This window comes from Agromyces sp. NPDC056965 (assembly GCF_042673425.1).
Taxonomy (GTDB): domain Bacteria; phylum Actinomycetota; class Actinomycetes; order Actinomycetales; family Microbacteriaceae; genus Agromyces.
In genome coordinates this window covers 16388-40369 of sequence record NZ_JBHURI010000040.1, presented here as the reverse complement: position 1 = coordinate 40369, position 23982 = coordinate 16388, and the positions used below count along the sequence as shown (strand labels likewise).

The following is a 23982-nucleotide window of genomic DNA, read 5'->3' as shown; positions in this document are numbered from 1 at the left end:
GCCCGCGGCTTCCTCGCCGCGGGCGGCGCCCTCGCCCTCGTGCAGAGTGCCGCGATCGTGGCGTTCGCGTGGGCGCTCGCGTCGCTCGTGACCGGGTTCATCGACGGCGTGTCGATGCCGGACGCCGTGCCGTTCCTCGTGCTGCTCGTCGCCGCGGCATCCGTTCGCGCCATCGCCGCGTGGGTCTGGGACGTGGTGGGCTCCGCCGGCGCCACTCGGGTGAAGGCCGAGCTCCGGAGCGAACTGCTCACGGCGCTCGAGGCCGAGCCCGAAGGGCTTCCCGAGTTCCCGACGGCCCGCATCGCGACACTGCTCGGCCCCGGGCTCGACGCGCTCGACGCCTACTTCGGGCAGTACCTGCCGCAGCTCGTGTCGACGATCGTCGTCACGCCGATCCTCATCGCGATGGCGTGGATCGCCGACCCGTTGTCGGGCCTCGTGCTCGTGATCGTGCTGCCGCTCATCCCCGTCTTCATGGCGCTCATCGGCATGGCCACCGAGGCCGTGCAACGACGTCAGTGGGAGAGCCTCGCATCGCTGTCGCGCGGATTCCTCGAGGTCGTCGGCGGACTGTCGACGCTGCTGCTCTACCGCAGGGCCGAGCGCCAGACCACGCGCATCAGGGCGGTCACCGACGAGTACCGCTCGCACACCATGAAGGTGCTGCGCATCACCTTCCTCTCGGGCTTCACCCTCGAGTTCGCCGCGAGCCTGTCGGTGGCGCTCGTCGCCGTCTCGATCGGGCTCCGGCTCGTCGCGGGCGACATGCTGCTGATCGCCGGGCTCTTCGTGCTCGTGCTCGCTCCCGAGGTCTTCCTCCCGCTGCGGAACGTCGGTGCCGCCTTCCACGCCTCGTCCGAGGGAGTCGCCGCATCGGTCGACGCCTTCGACCTGCTCGATGCCGCCGAGCGCGCCGAGCGGTCGGCGGTGCGCACCACGGCCGCCGTCGCCGACGCTACGAACGAGGGCGCGGATGCTGCGGGCGGGCTGCACCTCCGAGGCATCCGGGTGATGAGGGGCGACCGGGTCGTGCTCGACGGTCTCGACCTCGACGCGGCGCGCGGCGAGGTCGTCGCGGTGACAGGGGAGAGCGGTTCGGGCAAGTCGAGCCTGTTCGCGGCGCTGCTCGGCTTCGTGCCGATCGAGGGCGTTGCGCGACTCGATGGTGCGGCGCTCGGCGCCGACGGCGGTGTCGACCGTCGGTCGAAGCTCGCCTGGTCGGGTCAGACGCCGGCCCTCCTCGCCGGAACGATCGCCTCGAACGTGCGGCTCGGCGACGAGGGCGCCGACCCCGCCCTCGGCCGGCGCGCCCTCCGGCTCGCGGGCGTGGAGCTCGACCCAGAGTTGCCGCTCGGGCCCGGCGGCTCCGGCCTCTCCGGCGGTCAGGCCCAGCGCGTGGCCACCGCACGCGCGATCCACCGCCTGCTCGCACGGGACGCCCCGCTGCTGCTGCTCGACGAGCCGAGCTCGGCGCAGGACGCCGACCGCGAGGCCGTGCTCGGCGACGCGCTCGTCGAACTCGCCGCCGAAGGCCGCATCGTCGTCGTCTCGACCCACCGCACGGCACTCGCCGCCCGTGCCGATCGCGTCATCGAACTGGAGCCCGCGCATGTCTGAACTCGCGCGCGCCATGCTGCGCCGCTCCATCCCGAGCCCGCGCCGGCTGCTGCCCGCCGTGCTCTTCGGCATCGGCTCCGCCGGGTCGAGCATCGTGCTGCTGGCGTGCTCGGCGTGGCTGATCGCCCGTGCGGCCGAGCAGCCGCCCGTGCTCTACCTCTCGGTGGCGATCGTCGGGGTGCGGGCGTTCGCGCTCGGCCGCGCCGTGTTCCGCTACCTCGAGCGGCTCACCGGCCACGACGCCTCGTTCCGGCAACTCGCCACGATCCGCGTGAACGTGTTCGAGCGCATGCTGCCGATCGCGCCCGACGGCATCGCGGCCACCCGACGCGGCGATCTGCTCGATCGCTTCGTGAGCGATGTCGACGAGCTGCAGAACGTGCCGCTGCGCGCCGTGCAGCCGCTCGTGAGTGCGGCGATCGTGCTCATCGCCGCCGTCGTGGGCATCTGGCTCATCGCACCGCAGTCGGCCGTCGCCGTGCTGATCTGCCTCGTCGTGGGGATCGGTGCCGCGCTGCTCGTGCAGCAGCGGGCGGTCGCTCGTGCCGAACGCACGACGGCGCCGCTCCGCGGCGAACTCCAGGCGGCGGTCGTCGAACACGTGCAGGCGCTCGACGTGCTCGTGGCCTTCGACGCCGCCGGCGCCGGGCGACGCCGCATCGACGAGCTCGGCGCGAGGTATGCGAGGGCGACCCGGGCGCGTGCTGCGGCGACCGGTGTCGCGGCGGCGGCGATGAGCGCGATCGGCGGATTCGCCGTGGCGGCGAGCCTCGCCGCAGCGGTGCCCCTGCTGCAGGACGGCCGCATCGACGGCCCGACCTTCGCCGTGCTCTGCCTGGTGCCGCTCGCGATCGCCGAGGTCGCGACCGCCGTGCCGCTCGCGGCATCGGCGCTCCGCCTCGCTCGTGCGAGTGCCGCCCGGGTCGCCGGCGCGGTGCCCGACACCGTGCCGGCGGGCATCCCCGTCGTGCCGGAATCGCCGGCTGCACTGCGCGAGAGCGATGCGCCGCCGCTCATCGAGCTGCGCGGCGTGCAGGCGAGCTGGCCGGTGCTCGCCGACCCCGAGGGCAGTGGCGGGCCGGGCCGGGCCGGAACCGATGACGGCAGGGGAGCGGCCCTCGCCCGCGTCGACCTCTCGATCGTGCCGGGCGAGCGACTCCTCGTGCGCGGCGGTTCGGGAGCGGGCAAGACGACGCTCGCCCACGTGCTCGTGCGCTTCCTCGACTACGCGGGTTCGTACCGTCTCGGCGGCGTCGAAGCCTCGACGCTCGACCCCGCCGACGTCCGCGGCGTCGTCGGGCTCGTCGAGCAGCGGCCGTGGCTCTTCGATGAGGACGTGCGGCAGAACTTGATCTTCGCCCGCGACACCGCGAGCGACGACGAGCTGCTCGAGGTGCTCGATCGAGTGGGGCTCCGCGAGTGGGTCGAGGAGCGCGGCGGGCTCGACGCGAAGGTCGGCGAGCGCGGCGCACTCGTCTCGGGCGGGCAGGCGCAGCGCCTCGCCCTCGCTCGTGCGATGCTCGCGCGCTTCCCGGTGCTCGTGCTCGATGAGCCGACGGCGAGTGTCGACCCCGCCCGGGCCGACGCGCTCCTGCGCGATCTGACCGATGCCGCGGGCCGCTCCGGCAGCAGCGTCGTGCTGATCTCGCACGCCCCGGTCGATCCGGCGCTCGTCGATCGCGTCGTGACGATCGAGGACGGCCGCCTCCCGGCGATCTAGGCTGAGAGGATGCCGCGTCGCGTCCGCCAGTTCGCCCTGCCGGTGTGGCGCGACCCCGAAGTCGTCTTCCGCGCGTTCTTCGCCGAGTCGACGTACGTCGCCTGGCTCGACGGGGGAGCGGACGCCGCTTCGGGGTCGAGCGTGCTCGCGGTCGCCCACGAGGGCTCCGAGTTCGTGACGGCCGACGTGAGTGGCGGTACGGTCACGCGCCAACGGCCATTGGCACAGGGGCCGGACGGAAGCCCCGCCACCTCCCCTGCGTCGGTCTTCGACGTGCTCGGCGAGGTGCTCGCGGCGAATCGCCCGACCGCGGAGGTCGACGGCCCAGCAGCATCGGCCGCGCCGCTCGGCTGGTTCGGGTGGTTCGGCTACGAGCTCGGCGCCCACCTGCAGGATGTCCCGATCGCCGAGGCCGAGACACCGGATGCCGCGTTCCTCTTCGTCGACCGGGCGATCGTCTTCGATCATGGTGCACGCTCGGTGCGGCTCGCCTGGATCGACGACGACTCGGCTGCGAGCGCGTCACGCGAGTCGTGGGCGGCAGAACTCGCGGCCGGCATCGAACGACTCGACGCGGCATCCGTGCCCGTGATCGCGCCGGTGACGAGGCCGACCGGTGCCGGCGTTGCCGACGCGCCGACCCGGTGGCGGCACGACGCGGCGCGCTACTCGCAGCTCATCGCCGAGTGCCAGGCCGCGATCGTGCGCGGCGATGCCTACCAGTTGTGCCTCACCAATCGGGTGGACCTCGACGTGCATCCCGATCCGGCCGCCGCGTACCTCGCCTTGCGTGCCTCGAGTCCGAGCCACCACGGCGGCTACCTGCGCTTCGGCGACACGGCGCTGCTCAGTGCGTCGCCCGAGCAGTTCCTGTTCGTCGACCCCGACGGCCTCGTCTCGACGAAGCCGATGAAGGGCACCCGGCCGCGAAGCGCCGACCCCGAGGTCGACGCCGCGCTTCGGCGCGAGCTGATCGAGAGCGAGAAGGAACGCGCCGAGAACCTCATGATCGTCGACCTCATGCGCAACGACCTCGGCCGCATCGCCGAGCTCGGCACGGTCGAGGTGCCGGGGCTCCTCGAGGTCGAGGAGTACGCCCACGTGCACCAGCTGGTCTCGACGGTCATCGCGCGGCTGCGGCATCCGCTCACCGCGCTCGACGCCGTGCAGTCGGCGTTCCCGGCCGGGTCGATGACGGGGGCGCCGAAACGCAGCGCCATGACGATCCTGCACGACCTCGAGGAGGGCCCGAGAGGCGTCTACTCCGGCGCGTTCGGCTACCTCGGCATCGACGGCGGCGCCGATCTCGCGATGGTGATCCGCTCGATCGTGCTCACGCCGAACGGCGCGAGCATCGGCACCGGCGGCGGAATCACGGCGCTCTCGGTCGCCGCAGAGGAGGTCGAGGAGACCCGCATCAAGGCGCGGGCGCTGCTCGCGGTGCTCGGCGCCGACTGCCCGCCTCGGAGTGAGTAGGCTTGATATCCGAGTGCGCCGTGATCCGGCGCGCCCGGAAGCCCTCCCCGAGCGATACACGATTGAGAGTCACGTGGCACACGACCAGGACCCAGCGCACGCCGACGCCGGCGCGTACGACTTCGCCGCCATTCAGGCGAAGTGGCTTCCCGTGTGGGACGAGTCCGAGCCGTTCCGCGCCGGGCTCCCCGGCGACACCCGGCCGCGCAAGTACATCCTCGACATGTTCCCCTACCCGTCGGGCGACCTGCACATGGGTCACGCCGAGGCGTTCGGGTACGGCGACACGGTCGCGCGCTACTGGCGCCATCAAGGCTTCGACGTGCTGCACCCGGTCGGCTGGGACTCCTTCGGCCTGCCGGCCGAGAATGCCGCCATCAAGCGCGGCATCGACCCCCGCGGGTGGACCTACGCGAACATCGAGCAGCAGAAGCGCTCGTTCCGCCAGTACGCGCCGTCGTTCGACTGGTCGCGCGAGCTCCACACGAGCGACCCCGAGTACTACAAGTGGAACCAGTGGCTGTTCCTGAAGCTCTACGAGCAGGGCATCGCCTACCGCAAGGCCGGCCAGGTCAACTGGTGCCCCAACGACCAGACGGTGCTCGCCAACGAGCAGGTCATCGACGGCCACTGCGAGCGCTGCGGTGCGGTCGTCACGAAGAAGGCCCTGACGCAGTGGTACTTCCGCGTCACCGACTACGCCGACCGTCTGCTCGACGACCTGAACCAGCTCGAGGGCGCCTGGCCGACGAAGGTGCTGTCGATGCAGCGCAACTGGATCGGCCGCTCCTCGGGCGCCGACGTCGAGTTCGAGATCGAGGGGCGCGATGAGCGCATCCCGGTCTTCACGACGCGCCCCGATACGCTCTTCGGCGCCACCTTCATGGTCGTCGCCCCCGACTCCGACCTCGCGGCCGAGCTCGCGAGCGGCGCCTCCGCCGAGGTGCGCATGCGCTTCCAGGACTACGTCGACTCGGTGCGCGCCGAGAGCGACATCGACCGGCTCGCGACCGACCGGCCGAAGACCGGCGTCTTCCTCGAGCGCTACGCGATCAACCCGGTCAACGGCGAGCGCCTGCCGATCTGGGCCGCCGACTACGTGCTCGCCGACTACGGCCACGGCGCGATCATGGCCGTGCCGGCGCACGACCAGCGCGACCTCGACTTCGCGCGCGCCTTCGACCTGCCCGTGCGGGTCGTCGTCGACACGAACGCTCCGGTCACGGGCGTGATCCCCGTCATCCCGCTCGACGAGAACGGCGACCCGTACCTGCCCGACGACCTCCCGCTCGAGGACCCGGCGTCGACCGGCGTCGCGCTCGCGGGCGAGGGCCGCCTCATCAACTCGGGCCCCCTCGACGGACTCTCGAAGTCCAATGCGATCCGCCGCGTCATCGAGCTCCTCGCCGAGCGCGGCCTCGGCCGTTCGTCGAAGAACTATCGCCTGCGCGACTGGCTCATCTCGCGCCAGCGCTACTGGGGCACGCCCATCCCGATCATCCACTGCCCCGATTGCGGCGAAGTGCCGGTTCCCGAGGCCGAACTGCCGGTGCGACTGCCGGATGCCGCGGGGCTCGACCTGAAGCCCAAGGGCGCGAGCCCGCTCGGCGCAGCCGAAGACTGGGTCAACGTCGCGTGCCCGAACTGCGGAGGCGCGGCCCGCCGCGACTCCGACACGATGGACACCTTCGTCGACTCGTCGTGGTACTACCTGCGCTACTTGAACCCCAACAGCGACGAGCGCGCCTTCGACCCGGCCGAGGCCGAGAAGTGGGCGCCCGTCGACCAGTACGTCGGCGGTGTCGAGCATGCGATCCTGCACCTGCTCTACTCGCGCTTCATCACGAAGGTGCTCTTCGACCTCGGCTACCTGAGCTTCACCGAGCCGTTCACGTCGCTGCTCAACCAGGGCATGGTCATCATGGACGGCACCAAGATGTCGAAGTCCAAGGGCAACCTGGTGGAGTTCGCGAGCGAGCTGCAGGCGCACGGCGCCGACGCGCTGCGCGTCACACTGGCGTTCGCCGGTCCGCCCGAAGACGACATCGACTGGGCCGACGTCTCGCCGGTCGGCGCGTCGAAGTTCCTGGCGCGCGCCTGGCGCATCTCGGGCGAGGTCACCTCGAGCCCCGACGTCGAATGGAAGACGGGCGACGCGGCGCTCCGCCGGGTCACGCACCGTCTGCTCGCCGATGCCCCGGGCCTCGTCGAGGCGTTCAAGTTCAACGTCGTCGTCGCTCGCCTCATGGAGCTCGTGAACGCCACCCGCAAGGCGATCGACTCCGGTGCCGGCGCCGGTGACGCCGCGGTGCGCGAAGCGGCAGAGGTCACCGCGATGATCCTCGACCTGTTCGCACCGTTCACCGCCGAAGACATGTGGCAGCGTCTCGGCTATGAGCCGACCGTCGCCCTCGTGCCGTGGCGCAAGGCCGACCCGGCGCTCCTCGTCGAGGAGTCGGTCACGGCCATCGTGCAGGTCGACGGCAAGGTGCGCGACCGGCTCGAGGTGTCGCCGAAGATCTCGGGCGACGAACTCGAGGCGATGGCGCGTGCCTCGGCGGCGGTCGCCCGCTCCATCGGCGAGCGCGAGATCGTCAACGTGATCGTGCGCGCACCGCGACTCGTGAACATCGCGACGAAGGGCTGATCGCTCGGCCTGCGCCCTCCACGGCGTGACTTCTGCTCGGGGTCACGACGGGAGGGCGAGTTCGAAGGCCCGGTGCATCTGCTCCGGCCTGGCGATCACGCACTGCATTCCGAGGGCGGCCGCACCGCCGTCATGGTGCGCGGAGTCGCCGATCATGAGGCAGTGCGTCGGATCGACGCCGAGCGAGTCGGCGGCGAGTCGGAAGATCCTCGGATCGGGCTTCGCGTACCCGACCTCGTACGACAGGATCACCGCTCCGAACGCGGTCGCGAGCCCCCATCGTTCCAGGGCGGGTCGGATGTCCAGTGCGATGTTCGACACGACGGCCAGCGGCATCCCGCTGTCGGAGGCTCGAGCGATGAAGTCCGCCGCGCCCGCGTTCGGCTCCCATTGCCGGGGCATCCGCTCGTAGAGCGCTTCCGCGAGACCGGTCGACACACGGTCGTCACGGGTCAGCGTCGCGACGAACGCGTGCCGATGTGCCGCGGGGTCGAGGTCCCATTCCAACGCCGGGAACTGCCGTCTCGCGTCTCCCCACACGTTCCGGATCCGCTCGGCGAGCCATGCAGGCGGGTCGGCGTCGTGCGTCACCGCCGATCGCGCCTCGGCGATCCAATCGTCGACCGACCGGGCGATCACGAGGGTGTCGTGGAAGTCCAGGAGCACGGCGCGCGGGGCGTGACGGCGACGCGGTCGCAGTCCGGGACTCATCCCGACAGTCTCTCGCGGCGACGAAGCTTCGCTGCGACGGGCGTGCGTTCGGCGAACTTGCGGCGGATGACGAAGACCATGCCAACCAAGGTGAGCGCGATCCCGACGATTTGGAGGAAGCCGGGCGCCTCCGCGAGACCGAGGGCCGCGGAAGCGGCACCGACCAGCGGCGGCACTGCGAGACCCAGCAGTGAGGTGTATGCGGCGCCGGCGCTCAGCAGGATCCGGTGCTGGACCAGATAGGCAGGCACGTAGATCGCGATTCCGACGAACGCCAGCATCGCGAGGCTCGACAGGGACACGGTCTGGCCGGCCGCGACCTCGACGCCGGCCCAGAGCACGAGCGGGACGCTCCCGAGTGCGAAGATCGGCAGGATCCGTGGAGTCATCGGGCCTGCGTATCGTCGATTGACGTGGGCGAAGTAGAGGCTGTAGGCGGCCATCGAGAACATCGCGCCGATCGCGGCGAGGACGCCCACGACCACGTTCGGTCCGGCAGTCCCAGTGAGTCGCGGAAGTATGAAGAGTGCGGCGCCGACGACGGCGGCGCTCGTCGCGACGAGGGTCGGAATGCTCGGGGGCACCCGAGCCAGCACGGCTTCGAGGATCAGCACCACAGCGGGTGAGAGTGACAGCACCAGACTCGGCAGAGTCGGGCCGGCGAGATTGATCGCGATCGTCGACAGCAGCGTGTAGCCGGCGACTCCGGATCCTGCGAGCGCCGCGAGCTGCCATGCGGTGTACCGAGCGGGCTGTTCGACCGGCCCCTCGTCGTCTGCCCGTTTCGGTGGCTGTCTCCGAGACATGAGTAGCAGGAGGAACAAGCCGAAGGCTGCGAACACCGTGCGACCGGCGGAGACCACCCCTGCTCCTGCGCCCACGAGCGCGAAGCCGACGATCACCCAGGTCGAGGCCAGGAGTGCGACCAGCGCGAGCGACTGCAGTGCGAGACGCGCATTCACCAACGAACTCCTCTTCGAACCTGACGCGGCATACGACTTGCAGGCTACGTGACGAATCGATTCAGCACGAGGCTGACGACCTCGAACTCGACCTCGATCCGCTCGGGACCGAACCAAGATGCAACGAAGGTGGCATACCCGGACATCCCTGTAGAGGGGAGCGTAGAAGTGGGGGTGGCGACGATGCAGGGAGGCACGAAGCTCATGCGCGTGGGAGGGGCGGTGACGATGCTCGGCCTCGTCGGCATGGTGGTGGGAGCTGCGATGCTCGCGTACGCTTCGGCGTTCGGCTCGGCATCCATCACCACCGACCATCAGCGCGAAGTGGCGCTCCTGGTCGCAGCCATCGGGGCGGCGGTTTCGATCGCGGGCGTGAGCCTCATCGGCATGGGGCTCGTGCTCCGGCCGAGGCGCGCAACCTCGAAGCGCATCTCGCGGCGCGATCGACGATACGTGCCGCCCGTGCACCGGGCGACCTATTCGCGACCGACCAAGCGGGATCGCGCGGTGCTGACCGGCGAGCAGCCGATCATCGCGGGCTGAATTCCGGTCGATCGAAACGAGGATGTGCCGGTCGAGGGGTCCAGCGCCCTGGCGTCACGGCCGAGGAGCAGCGGACCGCGTTGCTGCTCTGGTCAGGGGCCGCCCTCGTGTCTTGCGTTCGCGCGACCTAGAATCATCCGCATGTCGGGTAGCGACCGCGGGCCGCGGGATTCGCGTCGCCGGCGCGCATCGAGGCTTCATGCCTCGTCGATCGCACTTCTGGTGTTGCTCAGTGGATGCACGATTGGTGAGTTTCACGGCTACCCGATCTTCGACAGTGAGCCAGTGCCCGCCGACGAGCCGCCGGCTGAGCTGGTCGATCAAGACCTCCACGGCATCGACATCGACAGCCTTCGCTTCGCGACTGCGTATGAAGGCGACCGGCTCTCTCTCTCGCCAAGGGCACTGCGCCCGAGGGCGGCATCTGCCTTCTCGTCGACGGCCCCGACAGCAGCAGCGTATCGACAGCCTGCAGCGCAGGCGACTGGGTGGGAGTTGAGGGCGAGCACAAGTACCACGTGCACCCCGAAGGCACACCGCTTCCGGACGAGGTCTACACAGACCTGACCGAGAACATCTCGGTCGAGGCTGAGTAGGCGGGACAGAACAGCCTGAGTAGGCTCGCGCCGTGACTGGATTGGACACGCGACAGGCTGACAGGCCAGACACGCCACGCCGTCGATCGATCGGTGGCCTGGTCTCGATCTTGGTGCTGGTGATCCTGGCGCTGGTGCCTGCGCTCTACATCGCGCTGCTGCTTTCGCTGAGCATCGATGGATACCAGACCTACACCGCCGCGAGCATTCAGCCCGGTGACAACGCCGCGCTGAATGCCGGTGAGGAACGCCTCGGCATCGTGGTAGCTTCGTTCGCCTTCGTGCTCATGTGGCTCATCGTCACGGGCATCGCGGCGGCCATCGCTGCCGCGACGGGGTGGCCGGTCGTCCGGACGGTGGTCTACGTCGGCGGTGGCCTGGCACTTGTCGTCGGTGTCCTGGTCGTCGCCTGGGTGACGGCTGCACCTTCGTGATCGCGGGAGGAAGGTTCATGGCGGCAGCCTGAGCTCGGTGCAGGATCGGAGTCCAGGCGTGGGCACGACTCCTCCTCGACAGCGCGCGGATGTCTCGTCGGGTGCACTGAGCGCACCGATCACGGGTCTCGACCGGCGGCGCACGCCGTAGCGTGCCGGCATGCCCGCACGCGATGCCGTCGACCCGCTCGCCGTGCTCGATCCGTCGGCGCGACGAGCCGGTCCGCGGGTGCAGGTGGCCGTCGGAGCAGCGGTCGTGCTGTTCGTGCTCGCCGTGGCGGTCGCGGTCCTCATGTCGTTCGGCTCCGGTGGCGGCGGCGAGCAGGCTCGCATCGAGGCATCCGGTCCGCTGCGAACGGATGCCTCGAGCGACCCCTCGTTGACGGTGGGCACCCCGTCCGTGCTCGTGCACGTGCTCGGCGCTGTGGCTCGGCCCGGGCTCGTGGAACTCGCGGCGGGTTCGCGCGTCGTCGACGCCGTCGCCGCAGCCGGAGGGTTCGCAGCGGACGCCGACCCGGCCGGTGTGAATCTCGCCCGCCCGCTCGTCGACGGCGAGCAGCTCGCCGTGCCCGTGGTGGGTCAGGCGCCGCCGCCTGCGGCGCCCGGCGGGGGAGCCGCGACGCCGGGCGTCGTCGACGGTCTCGTGCACCTGAACAGCGCCGACGTCGCCGAGCTCGACACGCTCCCGCGGATCGGCCCGGCGCTCGCGCAGCGCATCATCGACTGGCGCGACGCCAACGGGCCGTTCACCTCGGTCGACCAGCTGCTCGACGTGGCCGGCATCGGCGACACCGTGTTCGCGGGCCTCGAACCGCTCGTGGCGCTCTGACGTGCGAGACCTCCGCCTGCTCCTGCCCGCGACGTTCGCGTGGGTGGTCGCGTGGTGCGGCATCGGCACCCCCGGAGGTGCTGCCAGTGCCGCACTCGTGATGTGGGGGCTCTGGGCGGTGACATGCGTGGCCGCTGCCCTCGCGGTCGCGGGCGTCCTGCAGCAGCGCCGTCGACAGGCTGCGGCCAGCGAGAACGGTGTCGTAGCGCCGCTCCTCCGCGTGGCGGCGACGGCCCTCGTCGTGATGTCGGCCGGCGCGCTCGTGATGAGCGCTGCAGCCCTCGAGCTCGGTGCACGGGAGGCGTCGCCGCTGGCCGCAGCGGCACAGGAGCATCGCTCAGCCGTGGTCACGATCGAGCTCACCGGCGCTCCACGGGCGATGCGGTCGAGCTGGTTCGTCGAGGGCGAGGTGCCGCCGCTCAGGGTCGAGGGCAGGGCGGTCGCGACCGATGGTGCGGCGGTGCACGCGGTGCCGGTAACGGCCGCGCTGTCACTGCCCTCGAGCGAGCTGCAACTCGGTGCACGCGTCACCGTGTCGGCTCGCGTGACGGCACTACCCGCCGAAGAGGGGTCGGCGTTCCGCCTGGCGGCGGTGGGAGACATCCGTTCGGTCGCCCTGCCGCCGCCGTGGCTCGCCTGGACCGTCGGCCTGCGCACCGGCTTCGCCGAGGCGGCCGGCGCGCTCGGCGGCGACGGCGGCGCGCTCGTGCCCGGACTCGCGATCGGCGACACCAGCGCGGTGGACGAAACGCTCGACGCCGCGATGAAAGCGTCGTCGCTCAGCCACTTGACCGCCGTCTCGGGGGCGAACTGCGCCATCGTGACCGCTGCGGCGTTCGCTCTCGCCGCCTTGCTCGGGCTGCCTCGACTGGTGCGCGTGGTGGTCGCGCTCATGGCGCTCGTGGGATTCGTCGTGCTCGTGACACCCGAGGCGAGCGTCGTGCGCGCGGCGACCATGGCCGTCGTGGTGCTCGTGGCCATCGCCGCCGGTCGCCCCGGCGGCGGCGTCGCGGCGCTCTCGCTCGCGGTCGTCGTGCTGCTGGCCGTCGACCCCTGGTACTCCCGCGACTACGGGTTCGCGCTGTCGGTGTTCGCGACGGCGGGACTCCTGCTGCTCGCGCGGCCGCTCACCGTCGCGCTCGCCCGCTGGATGCCGCTGCCCATCGCAGCCGTCATCGGCGTGCCGCTCGCCGCGCAACTGGCCTGCCAGCCGGTGCTCGTGCTGCTCGATCCGGCGCTCGCGCTCTACGGCGTGCCGGCGAATCTGCTCGCTGCGCCGGCGGCACCGATCGGCACCGTGGTCGGTCTCATCGGCTGCCTGCTGCTGCCGGCGCTGCCCTCGGTCGGGTTCGCGTGCCTCCAGCTCGCGTGGCTGCCCGCCTCGTGGATCGCGTTGCTCGCGCGGGCCTCGTCGGCGTTGCCGGCCGCACGCCTCGAATGGCTGCCGGATGCCCCGGGCGCGCTGCTGCTCGCGTCGTGCACGGCGATCGCGCTCTGGCTCCTCCTGTGTGCGCCACGGCGACGCCGGCTTCGCGCCATCGCCACCGGTGCTCTGATCATCGCGATCGCGGTTCCGATCGGGCTCTTCGCGGGCAGGCCGCTCATCGGCGCTGCGACGCGGCCGACCGAATGGGATGTCGCCGCGTGCGACGTCGGGCAGGGTGACGCGACGCTCCTGCGCTCAGATGGGGCGACAGCACTCATCGACGCCGGTCCCGATCCCGCGGCGCTCACTCGCTGTCTCTCGCTGCTCGGCATCTCCCGCATCGACCTGCTGGTGCTCACGCACTGGGACGCCGATCACGTCGGGGGAGTGTCGGCGGTGACGGGCCTCGTCGGCACCGTGCTCCACGGGCCCCTCGACGGCGATCGGTCGACGCGGGCTCTCGATCCGCTCGTCGCGGCAGGCGCTGAATCGGTCGAAGTGGTCGCCGGCTTCGGCGGCACGCTCGGCGAGGCACGTTGGCGCGTGCTCTGGCCCCGGCCCGACGCTCAGCCGGGCAACGATGCGAGCGTCGTGCTCGACCTCTCGACACCCGACTACCGAGGCATCTTCCTCGGTGATCTCGGCGAAGAGGCGCAGTCGCGCATGCTGCGGTCCGCCTCCCTGGGCCGGGTCGATCTCGTGAAGGTCGCCCACCACGGCTCGGCCGACCAGAGCGAACGTCTCTACGACGAGCTCGGAGCCATCGTCGGCGTCATCGGGGTCGGAGCCGACAACGGCTACGGCCATCCGACGGACCGCCTGCTCGACGTGCTGCGCGCGACCGGCACAGCCGTCGTGCGCACCGACCAGTCGGGCCTTGCGCTGCTGACGGCCGACGACGGCAGCTTCAGCCTCTGGAGCGAGCGCGACTCCGAGCCGTGAGGGAGGCGAATGAGGGTCGATTCGACTGTTCAGGTGAGCAGAGCGTGTCTCTCCGGGTAATATTCCACTCTTCCGGCGCGGGAGCAGCGCGCCGCAGGCATCCGTACCGCTAATGTCGGAATTTCGCGCCGAGACGAGTGGAATCGTTCCACCTCGCTCGATCGAGCCACTCAGAAAAGAGATGAACACGCATGTCGGAATCCTCGAACGCCACCGAACCGGACTTCGACTCGGGCCCCTGGGCGACGATCGCATCGGGCATGAAGGTGCACACCAAGCGCGGCCGCCTGGTCATCTCCGAGGGCCACCTCGGCCTGCTTCGCGAGAACGGCGACCTGATCGACAGCGCGCCCGTCGCAGCCGTGCAGCTCAAGAAGGGCTTTACCTACTCGATGAGCTCCATCCCCACGCTGGTCGTGAACGGGAACAAGTACAAGGTGATGGTCTCGTACGAGCACTCCCTCGAGCACGGACTCGGCGATGAACAGGCCAAGGAGATCCAGCACGAGGACAACGAGAAGTTGATCGCCGTCATCCGCGGCCTCGGCGGAAAGGCCTAGTGGGCGGATCCCGCTCACGTTCGGCGCAGCAGGAGCTGGCGGAGTCGTTCTGCGCTGAGCAGGGCTACGCCTTCCGAGCCCGGGTGTTCAACCTCCCGGTCTCGGGGCTCCTCTTCCGGAGCTCGAAGAACGTGGTGATGGACGGCGTCGTCGACGCGCTCGACGGCGAAGCGCCCTTCGTGTACGCCGGAGTCTCAGCGCGCGGCCGGCGGCTGCGGGGTCTGAAGCTCATCATGATCCCGCTGCCACGGCCGGTGCCGAACATGGTGCTGCTCAGCACGAGCGGCAACGTGCTGAAGAATCTCGGCGTCGCGCTGAAGGAGTCGCAGCGACTCTCGGTGGAGGGCGACTTCCAGAGCCTCTTCACGCTCTACTGCCCGGCGGGGTACGAGCGCGACGCGCTGTACGTGTTCACGCCGAACCTCCTGCGCCGGCTGATGGATGCCGCGGCCGGATGCGACCTGGAGATCGTCGACGACCGAGTGCTGATCTACGCCCCGGCGCACGCCTTCTCGAAGCCGGGGCAGCTCGCCGAGCTGCCCGGACTCGTACGGTACCTGCAGGAGACGTTCGAGCGGCAGACGCGCCGGTACCGCGACGAGCGCAGCTCGGGCGAGGCGGTGAACGACCCGTTCCGGCGCGCGCAGGTCACCATGAGCCGGGGCTCCGACGAGCAGTATCTGGTCGGGGCATCCGGTCGGCGTCTCCGCACGCGCACCACACTGTGGCAGAAGGTCGGAATCGGCGTCGCAGCAGCGCTGGCGCTCTCGGCGGCGATCTACTGGATCGGGATGGTCGCGACGGCGATGTTCGATTGGGCGTGAGCAACGCATGTGGCACGCTTCGGACATGAGCGTTCGAGAAGCAACGGCAGAGCAGCAGCGCACGTCCCGGTCGAAGGCGGTCGCGCTGGCAGTGGTCGGCGTCGTCGCCGCCTTCGTCATCGCGGGATGGCTCCTGCTGTCGGGCACGAACCTGTTTACTCTCGGGCAGCCGAAGATGTGGACGGTCAGCGGGCTCGAGGCGTTCGTCGACGACGTCGAAGAGGAGTTCGGCACCACCGACGTCGTGTCGGCGTATGTCTTCGAGGGGTACGCAACCGTCGAGCTGCCGGTCGAGGGGGCAGCCCCTCGCACCATCACGTATCGGTACGACGGTGGCTTCTCCGAGTCCCGGAAGGACACGAGGACCGCCGAGGAGTCCACGGGGTTCATCGACCTCCGCGAGCTCGATGCAGAGAAGACGATGGCCCTGCTTCCCGGCGCGCCGGAGATGGTCGGCCTTCCCGACGGCGAGGTCACCGCGATCATGATCACGCTCGCGTACGGCCCTGATTCCGTTGTCTCGGACGTCCCCGAGGTCTCACTCAACGTCCGAACCGAGTTCGGCGAGACCGGGTCGGTGCGCGCTGATCTCGCGGGCGAGGTCGTGTCGGCCGACACCGACTAGGAGGAGGAGCGAAGCGTCGACGGGAATGGCATCGTCCGGAATTCAGGCGAGGAGGACAGGTCGACGCGATGACGGGGCGTGCGACTCGGCCGGTGTCGCCGGCGGCCCGTAGACTCGATACGACGAACGGGAGGTGCGGTGGCATCGCGCACAGGCGCATCGCGCTCAGGGGCATCGCCCAAGACGAAAGTGGCGATCCCGCAGCTCGCGTGGCACGCGATCCGGCCGGCACCGGTGGTGCTCGTGACGGGGGCAGAAGACGTGCTCGCCGAGCGGTCGATCACGATGCTGCGCGACTTCCTGCGCTCTGAAGATCCCGCCCTCGAGGTGAGCGACCTCGAAGCCGACGGCTACCGGCGAGGCGAGCTCCTGACGCTCGCGAGTCCATCGCTGTTCGGCGAGCCGCGCCTCATCCGGGTCAGCGGCGTCGAGCGGGCGAGCGACGACTTCCTGCTCGACGCACTCGACTACCTCGGGCAGACCGCCGAATCGACGACCCTCGTGCTGCGCCACCGCAACGGCGTGCGCGGCAAGAAGCTCCTCGACGCGATTCGCGCAGGCGGAGGCGGCGGCATCGAGATCGTGTGCGCCGAACTCAAGAAGGACGCAGAGAAGCAGGACTTCGCAGCGGCGGAGTTCCGCGCGGCGGGCCGCAAGATCAGTCCGGGAGCGCTGCGCGCCCTCGTGGGTGCGTTCAGCGATGACCTGCGCGAGCTCTCCGCGGCGTGCCGCCAGCTCTTGGCCGACGCGCCGTCCGACATCACCGAAGCCGTCGTCGCTCGCTACTACGGCGGCCGCGTCGAGACCAACGCATTCGCAGTGGCCGATGCGGCGATCGCCGGCAGGCACGGCGAGGCGCTCATCGCACTGCGGCACGCGCTCGACAGCGGCGCCGATCCGGTGCCGATGGTCGCGGCGTTCGCCATGAAGGTGCGCACCATGGCCAAGGTGTCGGGCACCCGTGGCGGGGGTGCCCAGCTCGCGGGCTCCCTGGGCCTCGCCCCCTGGCAGGTCGACCGTGCTCGGCGCGATCTCGCGGGGTGGACCGATGAGGGTCTCGGCCGGGCGATCGAGGCGCTCGCGGCGACGGATGCCGCGGTCAAGGGCGCCGAACGCGACCCCGTGTTCGCCCTCGAGCGACTCGTCGGCGTCATCGCCTCGCGCGGCCGCGCCTAGGCTCGCTTCGCCGAGCGCCGAGCGCCGAGCGGCCAGTACCCAGCGCCGAGCCTCGGCGGTGACCCGGCGACGCCCGAGTCGCGCCCGCCCGGAGGCCGCTCGAGTCGCGCCTGCCCCCGAGCATGACGAAGGCCCCGACACATCCGTGCCGGGGCCTTCATCGAGTGCGTGTTCGCGTCAGAGCGCGGCAACCTGCTTCGCGAGAGCCGACTTTCGGTTCGCGGCCTGGTTCTTGTGGATGACGCCCTTGCTCGAAGCCTTGTCGAGCTTGCGCGTCGCGGCACGGAGGGCGGTCGTCGCCTTCTCCTTGTCGCCTGTGGAGATCGCGTCCTTCGCAGTGCGGATGACGGTCTTCAGCTCGCTCTTGACGGCCTTGTTGCGCTCCTGCGCCTTGAGGTTCGTGCGGTTGCGCTTGATCTGCGACTTGATGTTTGCCACGTGGAGTTCGTCTTTCGTTCTTGTGCGGGTACCGGATGTGCCGGGAAAGGTAGAGGGGCCTCACCGGCGAATCGTGCGGGGTGGGACCCACACGCAAGCCAACAGGCAATGATACCAGCTATGCGGGTGGGTCACCAACGTGCGCGCCTGCGAGTTGCCCGGGGAAACCGGCGGGCCCCTCGATCGCCCCGCGAACCCGCCGCCCGGCGGCGGCGCGCCGATCCAGTTCCGCCACGGCGCCGAGCACGATCGCCGCGAAGTCGTCGGGGCGGATGAGGCTCACGAGGTGCGTCGCACGGGGGATGATGACGAGGCGTCCGTCGCGCGTGGCGCGCAGCATCCGGCGCTCCTCGAGTCGGAAGTGGTCGAAGCGGCCGTTCACGAGCCAGACGGGCGCGTCGATCGCCGAGAGCGCTCCGACGGGATCGAGATCGCCGACGGCCTCGAGCACGGGCGCCATGACGTCGAGGGCGACGCCGCCGGCGAGCACGTCGTCGGCGGCCTCGGGGGAGAGGAAGAGCCGGGCCATCGCGTCGTTAAGCCCTCGACCGCGGTCGGGCATGCGGCCGATGAGCGCTGCGAGTCGTCGGTATCCACTGAGCGGCGCGCCACGGGGCCGCGTGCTGCACGACGCCGCCACGAGTCCGTCGAGGCGGCCGGGATGCCGCGCAGCGAACTCGATCGCGAGGTACCCGCCGAGGCTCAGCCCGACGAGGAGCCGCGGTGCGGGACGCCCGGCCGCCCCGGTTGCGCCGGTCGTGTGGGGAGGGGGGTTCAGCGCCGCGTCGATCTCCTGCAGCGCCGCATCGATCGAGAACTGCTCGCCGATCCGGCTGCCGTGTCCGGGCAGGTCGATGGCGACGACGTCGAGGTCATGCCCGCGGAGGAGCTCGAGCTGCCTGCGCCACATCGACGATGAGGTGCGGAGACCGTGCACGAGCACGACGCGGGCGCGAGGCATCCGTCAGCCCGCCCTGATCGCACCCAGCTCGCGCGCCCTGGCGACCGCGGCAGTGCGCGAACCGACGCCGAGCTTCGTGAAGATGTGCACGAGGTGCGACTTGACGGTCGCCTCGCTGAGGAAGAGGGTGCGGCCGATCTCGCGATTGGTGCGGCCCTCCGCGACGAGCGAGAGCACCTCGGCCTCGCGGACGGTCAGTCGCTCGGAGCTCGCGAGCGACGCATCGAGTCGCGACGACACCCCGGGCGCGAGTGCGGCGTCGCCGACCGCTGCGGCGTGCACGGCGGCGATGAGCTCGGCCGGCGGGGCATCCTTCAGCAGGTAGCCGCTCGCCCCGGCCTCGATGGCACCGAGGATGTCGGCGTCGGTGTCGTAGTTCGTGAGCACGAGCACGCGCGGCGCGCCCGGCTGCGAGCGGATGCGGCGGGTCGCCTCGGCGCCCTGCATCGCGCCCGGGTACTGCAGGTCCATGAGCACGAGATCGACGTCGGATGCCTCGGCCAGTCGCACCGCGTCTTCGGCCGTCGTCGCCTCGCCGACGACCTCGAGGTCGGGCTCGCTCTCGAGCATCGCGCGGATGCCGGCGCGAACGACGGGGTGGTCATCGCTGAGCAGGATGCGGATCACGGCGTCACCACCGGGATGCGTACCGAGATCGCCGTGCCGTCGCCCGGGATCGACTCGATGTCGACGGTGCCGCCGAGGGCCGCCGCGCGCTGACGGATGGCTCGGAGACCGAATCCGCCGGGCCCGGCGTCGCCGGGCCCATCGTCGCCGGCCCCGGATGCCTCAGCGGTGCGGAACCCGACGCCGTCGTCGACGACGTCGAGTGCGATCTCGTCGCCGAGGTAGCTGAGCGTGACGGAGGCCTGCGAGGCCCCGGCGTGCTGCAGCACGTTCGCGAGTGAACCCTGCGCGATGCGGAGGAGCGCCGCGTCGGCGGCCATCGACAGCATCACGGGCTCGCCGCTCGTCGAGAACTCGACCCTGAGCGGTGTGCCGGCTTGCTGCGACTGCTCGGTCGTCGACTCGGTGAGGCGCCGGAGCGCCGCCGGCAGGGTCTGCGCGTCGAGCGACGGCGGTGCGAGTTCGCGGATGAATCGGCGCGTCTCGCCGAGGTTCTGCGCCGCCGTCTCCCTGGCCAGCCGCAGCTTCTGCTGCGTGGGCTCGTCGGCGACGTCGCGCTCGGCGGCGTGCAGCAGCATCTGGATGCTCGAGAGCCCCTGGGCGACCGTGTCGTGGATCTCCTTCGCGAGGCGCTCGCGCTCGGCGAGGGTGCCGGCCTCCCGGCTCGCCGATGCGAGCTCCTCGCGCGTCGCCATGAGGTCGAGGATCAGCGCCTGGCGCTCCTGCGTCTCCTGCGCCATCGCGCGGTAGCCGAGGCCGATCACGATCGCGACGCCCGCACTGATGAGCGGGCCGAGGATCGAGCCGACCTCGAACCCGAGGTGCGTCGCCGTGCCCCAGACCGACAGGCCGAAGGTCACGACGACGAGCGGCACGGCGATCGGCGCCGCGAGCACGTGCAGCTCGAGGAAGAAGAGAGGGAAGGCGAGGAAGGCCGCGTCGGGCGTCATCGCCGACATGCCGACCCACAGCACGAGAAGGCTGACGAGCCAGATCACCCGTGCCCACGTCGGCAGGTTGCGATGGGCTGCCGCGACGCCGGCGCCGTAGCAGGCGAGGAACGCGACGGCGAGCACCGTCACCCCGATCTCGTCGGGTGCGTCGGCGAGGAGAGCGCGCACGACCACGAACAGCGTGAGGCCGACGACGAGCACGTGCAGGCCGAGCCGGAGCGCCGTGAAGACCGGCCGCAGGGCCGATGGAGCGACGCGTTCGCTCGGAATCTGGATGACCGCCATGATGCTCCGAGCGTAGTCCGGGGGCGCGCCGCGAGGCATCCGTCGAAAGTCTGAAGCGAAGTCATGGGAGAATCGTCAGGATGTCCCCGAGAGCCACGAACCCGCCGGTGCCTGCTGCCACCGACCCCGCGCTGATCCGCAACTTCTGCATCATCGCGCACATCGACCACGGCAAGTCCACGCTCGCCGACCGCATGCTCGGTATCACCGGCGTCGTGAGCGATCGAGACATGCGCGCGCAGTACCTCGATCGCATGGACATCGAGCGTGAGCGCGGCATCACGATCAAGAGCCAGGCCGTGCGCATGCCATGGCAGGTCGAGGGCGCCTCGTACGCGCTGAACATGATCGACACCCCGGGGCACGTCGACTTCAGCTACGAGGTCTCCCGCTCGCTCGCGGCGTGCGAAGGTGCGATCCTCCTCGTCGACGCGGCGCAGGGCATCGAGGCCCAGACGCTCGCGAACCTCTACCTGGCGCTCGAGAACGACCTCGAGATCATCCCGGTGCTGAACAAGATCGACCTTCCGGCCGCAGAGCCCGAGAAGTACGCGAAGGAGCTCGCCGACCTCATCGGCGGTTCGCCCGACGACGTGCTCAAGGTCTCGGGCAAGACCGGCGTCGGCGTCGAGGAGCTGCTCGACCGCGTCGTCGAGCGCATTCCGGCCCCGGTCGGCGATGCGGATGCTCCGGCGCGCGCGATGATCTTCGACTCCGTCTACGACAGCTACCGCGGCGTCGTGACGTACGTGCGCATGATCGACGGCCACCTGAAGCCGCGCGAGCGCATTCAGATGATGTCGACGAAGGCGACCCACGAGATCCTCGAGATCGGCGTGAGCGCGCCCGAGCCGACTCCGTCGAAGGGCCTCGGCATCGGCGAGGTCGGCTACCTGATCACCGGCGTGAAGGACGTGCGCCAGTCGAAGGTCGGCGACACCGTCACGACGGCGGCCAAGCCCGCGACCGAGGCGCTGCCCGGCTACACCGAGCCGCTGCCCATGGTCTTCTCGGGTCTCTACCCGATCGACGGCAGCGACTACCCCGAGCTCCGCGAGGCGCTCGACAAGCTGAAGCTCTCGGACGCCGCGCTCGTCTACGAGCCCGAGACGTCCGTCGCGCTCGGCTTCGGGTTCCGCTGCGGCTTCCTCGGCCTGCTGCACCTCGAGATCGTGACCGAGCGCCTCGAGCGCGAGTTCGGGCTCGACCTCATCGCCACCGCGCCGTCGGTGATCTACGAGGTGACGACCGAAGACAAGAAGACCGTCACCGTCACGAACCCGAGCGAGTTCCCGACCGGGGCGAAGATCGTCGAGGTGCGCGAGCCCATGGTTCGCGCCGCGATCCTCGCGCCCAAGGACTACGTCGGCACGATCATGGAGCTCTGCCAGTCGCGTCGCGGCTCGCTCATCGGCATGGAGTACCTCGGCGAGGACCGCGTCGAGATCCGCTACAACATCCCGCTCGGCGAGATCGTCTTCGACTTCTTCGACCAGCTGAAGTCGAAGACCGCCGGCTACGCCTCGCTCGACTACGAGCCCACTGGCGACCAGGCCGCCGACCTCGTGAAGGTCGACATCCTGCTGCAGGGCGAGCAGGTCGACGCGTTCAGCGCGATCGTGCACCGCGACAAGGCCTACGCCTACGGCGTGCTCATGACCGGCCGCCTCCGCGAACTCATCCCGCGCCAGCAGTTCGAGGTGCCCATCCAGGCTGCGATCGGCGCCCGCATCATCGCGCGCGAGTCGATCCGTGCGATGCGGAAAGACGTTCTGGCCAAGTGCTACGGCGGTGACATCAGCCGCAAGCGCAAGCTCCTCGAGAAGCAGAAGGAGGGCAAGAAGCGCATGAAGATGGTCGGTCGCGTCGAGGTCCCCCAAGAGGCGTTCATCGCCGCGCTCTCGGGCGACGTCGAGAAGAAGGACAAGAAGTAGCCTTCGGGTCCTACCTCGGCGGAGTCGCCGGCGCGTATGCGCTGAGGCGCTCGCGAAGCGAACCGGTGTGCAGCTCGAAGAGATGCGCGTCGTCGTCGTAGAAGTAGATCGACTCGCCCTCGCCCGCGACACGTGAGCGCGGCGGGCGTTGCTCGAGGCCGAGCGAATCGATCACTCGACGCAGTTCGTCGAGTGCACCGGCGTCGACCTGGAACGCGACATGGTTGTACGAGCGCGGAAGCCCGCCGTCGCCCTGCATGATCGCGACCCACGTCGCAGTCGGCTCATCACCGACGAGGAAGAAGCGCTCCTCCGAGAGCGAGAACGTCTCGGCGCCGCTGTCGTACACGCGCACCGCCCCGAGCACTCGCGTGAGGATCGTCTGCATGCGGTCGAGGTCGGTGACGATGAAGGTGACGTGACTGAGGCCTGAGCTGCCGATGCGAGGAGTGGTGTCTGCCATGTCTCCATTCTCGAAGACTGGCGCCCGTGCCATCGACGCCGACGGTGCCGCGCGCTAGCGTGGTCGCCGGCGGGTGAAGCGCTGGCCGCGTCGGGCGGTCGACTTCACCCCGAAAGGGGCTGGGCATGGTCCGGATGCTGCGTCCGCAGGCGTTGCGACCCGGCGACATCGTCGCCGTGGCGGCGCTCTCGGGAGGACTCGACGCCGAGGAGGAGGCGCTCTTCCGGCGCGGCGTCGCCGAACTCGAGGGGCTCGGTTTCGTCGTGCAGTTCTCACCGCTCGTCGAAGCTGGGCGCCACTGGTGGTGGGGCGCGGCGACGCCCGCCGAACTCGCGGGGGAGTTCAACCGGCTGCTCCGCGACCCCGAGGTTCGCGCGATCTTCGCCCTCTCAGGCGGTCGCATGACCCTGAGCTACCTCGACCTGATCGACTCTGCGGCCGTCGAGGCCGACCCCAAGCCCGTGATCGGCTTCAGCGACATCGACGTCGTGCTGCTCGCGCTGCACGCCCGCACGGGGCTCGTGGGGGTGCACGGTGATCTGGTGACGTTCGGGTACGGCGAATGGCAGGGCACCGGCGCCGAACGGCGGCAGGAACTCGCCGACATCTCGAGCCGGCTGCTCATGAGCACCTCGCCGGTCGGCCTGCTGCCGTCCGACACCGAGTGGGGACGTTGGAACGGCGGCCATGCGGTGGGCCCGCTGCTCGGCGGCCTCCTGAACCGCCTCGTGCGCCTGCAGGCGACGCCGTTCGCGCTGCCGATCGAACGCTTCGACGGCGCGATCCTCTTCTGGGAGGACGTCAACACCTCGACCTCCATGGTCTGGAACGACCTGCACGTGCTCCGTCATGCAGGCATCCTCGACCGCATCGCAGGCATGCTCGTCGGCCCCGTCGCCGACATCGAGGTCACCGATGGCGGCCCAGGGCTGCGCGAGATCGTGCTCGACGTGCTCGGCGACCGCGACATCCCGGTGCTGGCGAATCTCGAGATCGGCCACAACCCGCCGAACCTGCCGTTGCCGCTCGGCGTTCGCGCCCAACTCGACGCGGATGCCGCGACGCTCTCGCTGCTCGAATCGGCCGTCGTCGAACGCTGAGCGCCCCGGAGCACCCGCGGATTCACGTCATCACCAGAGCGATCACAGGCGACGTCCGTAGAATCGAACGATGCCTGTCGAGCCTGCGTCGCATCAGACGCGCGCGCCCGGCAGGCGCCGCACCACAGGAAAG

At 70.3% G+C, this 23982-nt stretch carries 21 protein-coding genes; 14 read left to right on the top strand and 7 right to left on the bottom strand.

Translation table 11 applies throughout. The features are described from left to right. From cydD to leuS, 4 genes are all read left to right on the top strand, one after another. Positions 1-1617, top strand: a 1617-nt coding sequence (gene cydD / locus ACFTQE_RS11790; protein ID WP_376925248.1) for a thiol reductant ABC exporter subunit CydD, incomplete at its 5' end; no start/stop codon positions are given. Continuing rightward, complete coding sequence (gene cydC / locus ACFTQE_RS11785) at positions 1610-3337, top strand: thiol reductant ABC exporter subunit CydC (RefSeq protein ID WP_376925247.1); 1728 nt, start codon at positions 1610-1612, stop codon at positions 3335-3337. The genes cydD and cydC, both read left to right, overlap by 8 nt. A gap of 9 nt (positions 3338-3346) precedes the next feature. Further along, complete coding sequence (gene pabB / locus ACFTQE_RS11780; RefSeq protein ID WP_376925246.1) at positions 3347-4813, top strand: aminodeoxychorismate synthase component I; 1467 nt, start codon at positions 3347-3349, stop codon at positions 4811-4813. 73 nt (positions 4814-4886) lie between these two features. Further along, positions 4887-7460, top strand: coding sequence for a leucine--tRNA ligase (gene leuS, locus ACFTQE_RS11775; protein WP_376925245.1), 2574 nt, complete (start codon positions 4887-4889; stop codon positions 7458-7460). A gap of 42 nt (positions 7461-7502) precedes the next feature. Here the strand turns inward: leuS and ACFTQE_RS11770 are convergent, their stop codons facing one another. Together ACFTQE_RS11770 and ACFTQE_RS11765 are read right to left on the bottom strand one after the other, a co-directional pair. After that, a complete protein-coding gene (locus ACFTQE_RS11770; RefSeq protein ID WP_376925244.1) occupies positions 7503-8171 on the bottom strand; it encodes an HAD family hydrolase in 669 nt (222 codons plus the stop codon). Continuing rightward, positions 8168-9133 carry a DMT family transporter gene (locus tag ACFTQE_RS11765; RefSeq protein WP_376925243.1) on the bottom strand — a complete coding sequence of 322 codons (966 nt, stop codon included), beginning with the start codon at positions 9131-9133 and terminating at the stop codon, positions 8168-8170. The genes ACFTQE_RS11770 and ACFTQE_RS11765 overlap by 4 nt, the downstream gene beginning before the upstream one ends. A 174-nt stretch (positions 9134-9307) precedes the next feature. On the opposite strand from ACFTQE_RS11765, the gene ACFTQE_RS11760 reads away from it, so the two are divergent. The 8 genes from ACFTQE_RS11760 to holA all read left to right on the top strand — a co-directional run bounded on the left by ACFTQE_RS11760 (position 9308) and on the right by holA (position 17088). Continuing rightward, a complete protein-coding gene (locus tag ACFTQE_RS11760) occupies positions 9308-9676 on the top strand; it encodes a hypothetical protein (RefSeq protein ID WP_376925242.1) in 369 nt (122 codons plus the stop codon). 628 nt (positions 9677-10304) lie between these two features. After that, positions 10305-10706, top strand: coding sequence for a hypothetical protein (locus ACFTQE_RS11755; RefSeq protein WP_376925241.1), 402 nt, complete (start codon positions 10305-10307; stop codon positions 10704-10706). Positions 10707-10866: 160 nt separating this feature from the next. Then, positions 10867-11535, top strand: a complete 669-nt coding sequence (locus ACFTQE_RS11750; RefSeq protein WP_376925240.1) for a ComEA family DNA-binding protein — start codon at positions 10867-10869, stop codon at positions 11533-11535. Between the two features lies 1 nt (position 11536). Continuing rightward, positions 11537-13903 carry a ComEC/Rec2 family competence protein gene (locus ACFTQE_RS11745; protein WP_376925239.1) on the top strand — a complete coding sequence of 789 codons (2367 nt, stop codon included), beginning with the start codon at positions 11537-11539 and terminating at the stop codon, positions 13901-13903. A 191-nt stretch (positions 13904-14094) separates the two neighbouring features. Beyond that, on the top strand, positions 14095-14463 hold the full coding sequence (locus ACFTQE_RS11740) for a hypothetical protein (RefSeq protein WP_376925238.1): 369 nt from the start codon (positions 14095-14097) through the stop codon (positions 14461-14463). Continuing rightward, a complete protein-coding gene (locus ACFTQE_RS11735) occupies positions 14463-15287 on the top strand; it encodes a hypothetical protein (protein WP_376925237.1) in 825 nt (274 codons plus the stop codon). The genes ACFTQE_RS11740 and ACFTQE_RS11735 overlap by 1 nt, the downstream gene beginning before the upstream one ends. A gap of 25 nt (positions 15288-15312) precedes the next feature. After that, the gene (locus ACFTQE_RS11730) at positions 15313-15912 is read left to right on the top strand and encodes a hypothetical protein (protein ID WP_376925236.1); all 600 of its coding nucleotides are present in this window, start codon (positions 15313-15315) and stop codon (positions 15910-15912) included. A 138-nt stretch (positions 15913-16050) separates the two neighbouring features. Then, complete coding sequence (gene holA, locus ACFTQE_RS11725; RefSeq protein WP_376925235.1) at positions 16051-17088, top strand: DNA polymerase III subunit delta; 1038 nt, start codon at positions 16051-16053, stop codon at positions 17086-17088. Positions 17089-17265: 177 nt separating this feature from the next. On the opposite strand, the gene rpsT is transcribed toward holA, so the two are convergent. The 4 genes from rpsT to ACFTQE_RS11705 all read right to left on the bottom strand — a co-directional run bounded on the left by rpsT (position 17266) and on the right by ACFTQE_RS11705 (position 20352). After that, complete coding sequence (gene rpsT, locus ACFTQE_RS11720) at positions 17266-17526, bottom strand: 30S ribosomal protein S20 (protein WP_074259221.1); 261 nt, start codon at positions 17524-17526, stop codon at positions 17266-17268. A 118-nt stretch (positions 17527-17644) separates the two neighbouring features. Continuing rightward, complete coding sequence (locus ACFTQE_RS11715; RefSeq protein ID WP_376925234.1) at positions 17645-18487, bottom strand: alpha/beta fold hydrolase; 843 nt, start codon at positions 18485-18487, stop codon at positions 17645-17647. 3 nt (positions 18488-18490) lie between these two features. Further along, on the bottom strand, positions 18491-19114 hold the full coding sequence (locus ACFTQE_RS11710; protein ID WP_376925233.1) for a response regulator: 624 nt from the start codon (positions 19112-19114) through the stop codon (positions 18491-18493). Further along, positions 19111-20352 (bottom strand): sensor histidine kinase, encoded by a 1242-nt coding sequence (locus tag ACFTQE_RS11705; RefSeq protein ID WP_376925232.1) that lies wholly within the window; start codon positions 20350-20352, stop codon positions 19111-19113. Before ACFTQE_RS11705 ends, ACFTQE_RS11710 begins: the two co-directional genes overlap by 4 nt. Positions 20353-20432: 80 nt before the next feature. Here ACFTQE_RS11705 and lepA point away from each other — a divergent pair, with 80 nt between their 5' ends. Then, entirely contained in the window at positions 20433-22286 is a 1854-nt protein-coding gene (lepA, locus tag ACFTQE_RS11700; protein ID WP_376925231.1) for a translation elongation factor 4, read from the top strand. Between the two features lie 10 nt (positions 22287-22296). Here the strand turns inward: lepA and fosX are convergent, their stop codons facing one another. Continuing rightward, positions 22297-22749, bottom strand: coding sequence for a FosX/FosE/FosI family fosfomycin resistance hydrolase (fosX, locus tag ACFTQE_RS11695; RefSeq protein WP_376925230.1), 453 nt, complete (start codon positions 22747-22749; stop codon positions 22297-22299). A gap of 125 nt (positions 22750-22874) precedes the next feature. Here fosX and ACFTQE_RS11690 point away from each other — a divergent pair, with 125 nt between their 5' ends. Then, on the top strand, positions 22875-23849 hold the full coding sequence (locus tag ACFTQE_RS11690) for an LD-carboxypeptidase (protein ID WP_376925229.1): 975 nt from the start codon (positions 22875-22877) through the stop codon (positions 23847-23849). Positions 23850-23982 lie beyond the last annotated feature (133 nt).

What these genes read in the sequence shown, in the direction of transcription:
- cydC (WP_376925247.1), top strand. Translation starts at nt 1,610, where the DNA reads ATGTCTGAACTCGCGCGCGCCATGCTGCGCCGCTCCATCCCGAGCCCG.
- pabB (WP_376925246.1), top strand. Translation starts at nt 3,347, where the DNA reads ATGCCGCGTCGCGTCCGCCAGTTCGCCCTGCCGGTGTGGCGCGACCCC.
- ACFTQE_RS11770 (WP_376925244.1), bottom strand. Translation starts at nt 8,171, where the DNA reads ATGAGTCCCGGACTGCGACCGCGTCGCCGTCACGCCCCGCGCGCCGTG.
- ACFTQE_RS11750 (WP_376925240.1), top strand. Translation starts at nt 10,867, where the DNA reads ATGCCCGCACGCGATGCCGTCGACCCGCTCGCCGTGCTCGATCCGTCG.
- ACFTQE_RS11740 (WP_376925238.1), top strand. Translation starts at nt 14,095, where the DNA reads ATGTCGGAATCCTCGAACGCCACCGAACCGGACTTCGACTCGGGCCCC.
- ACFTQE_RS11730 (WP_376925236.1), top strand. Translation starts at nt 15,313, where the DNA reads ATGAGCGTTCGAGAAGCAACGGCAGAGCAGCAGCGCACGTCCCGGTCG.
- ACFTQE_RS11715 (WP_376925234.1), bottom strand. Translation starts at nt 18,487, where the DNA reads ATGCCTCGCGCCCGCGTCGTGCTCGTGCACGGTCTCCGCACCTCATCG.
- ACFTQE_RS11705 (WP_376925232.1), bottom strand. Translation starts at nt 20,352, where the DNA reads ATGGCGGTCATCCAGATTCCGAGCGAACGCGTCGCTCCATCGGCCCTG.
- lepA (WP_376925231.1), top strand. Translation starts at nt 20,433, where the DNA reads ATGTCCCCGAGAGCCACGAACCCGCCGGTGCCTGCTGCCACCGACCCC.
- fosX (WP_376925230.1), bottom strand. Translation starts at nt 22,749, where the DNA reads ATGGCAGACACCACTCCTCGCATCGGCAGCTCAGGCCTCAGTCACGTC.
- ACFTQE_RS11690 (WP_376925229.1), top strand. Translation starts at nt 22,875, where the DNA reads ATGGTCCGGATGCTGCGTCCGCAGGCGTTGCGACCCGGCGACATCGTC.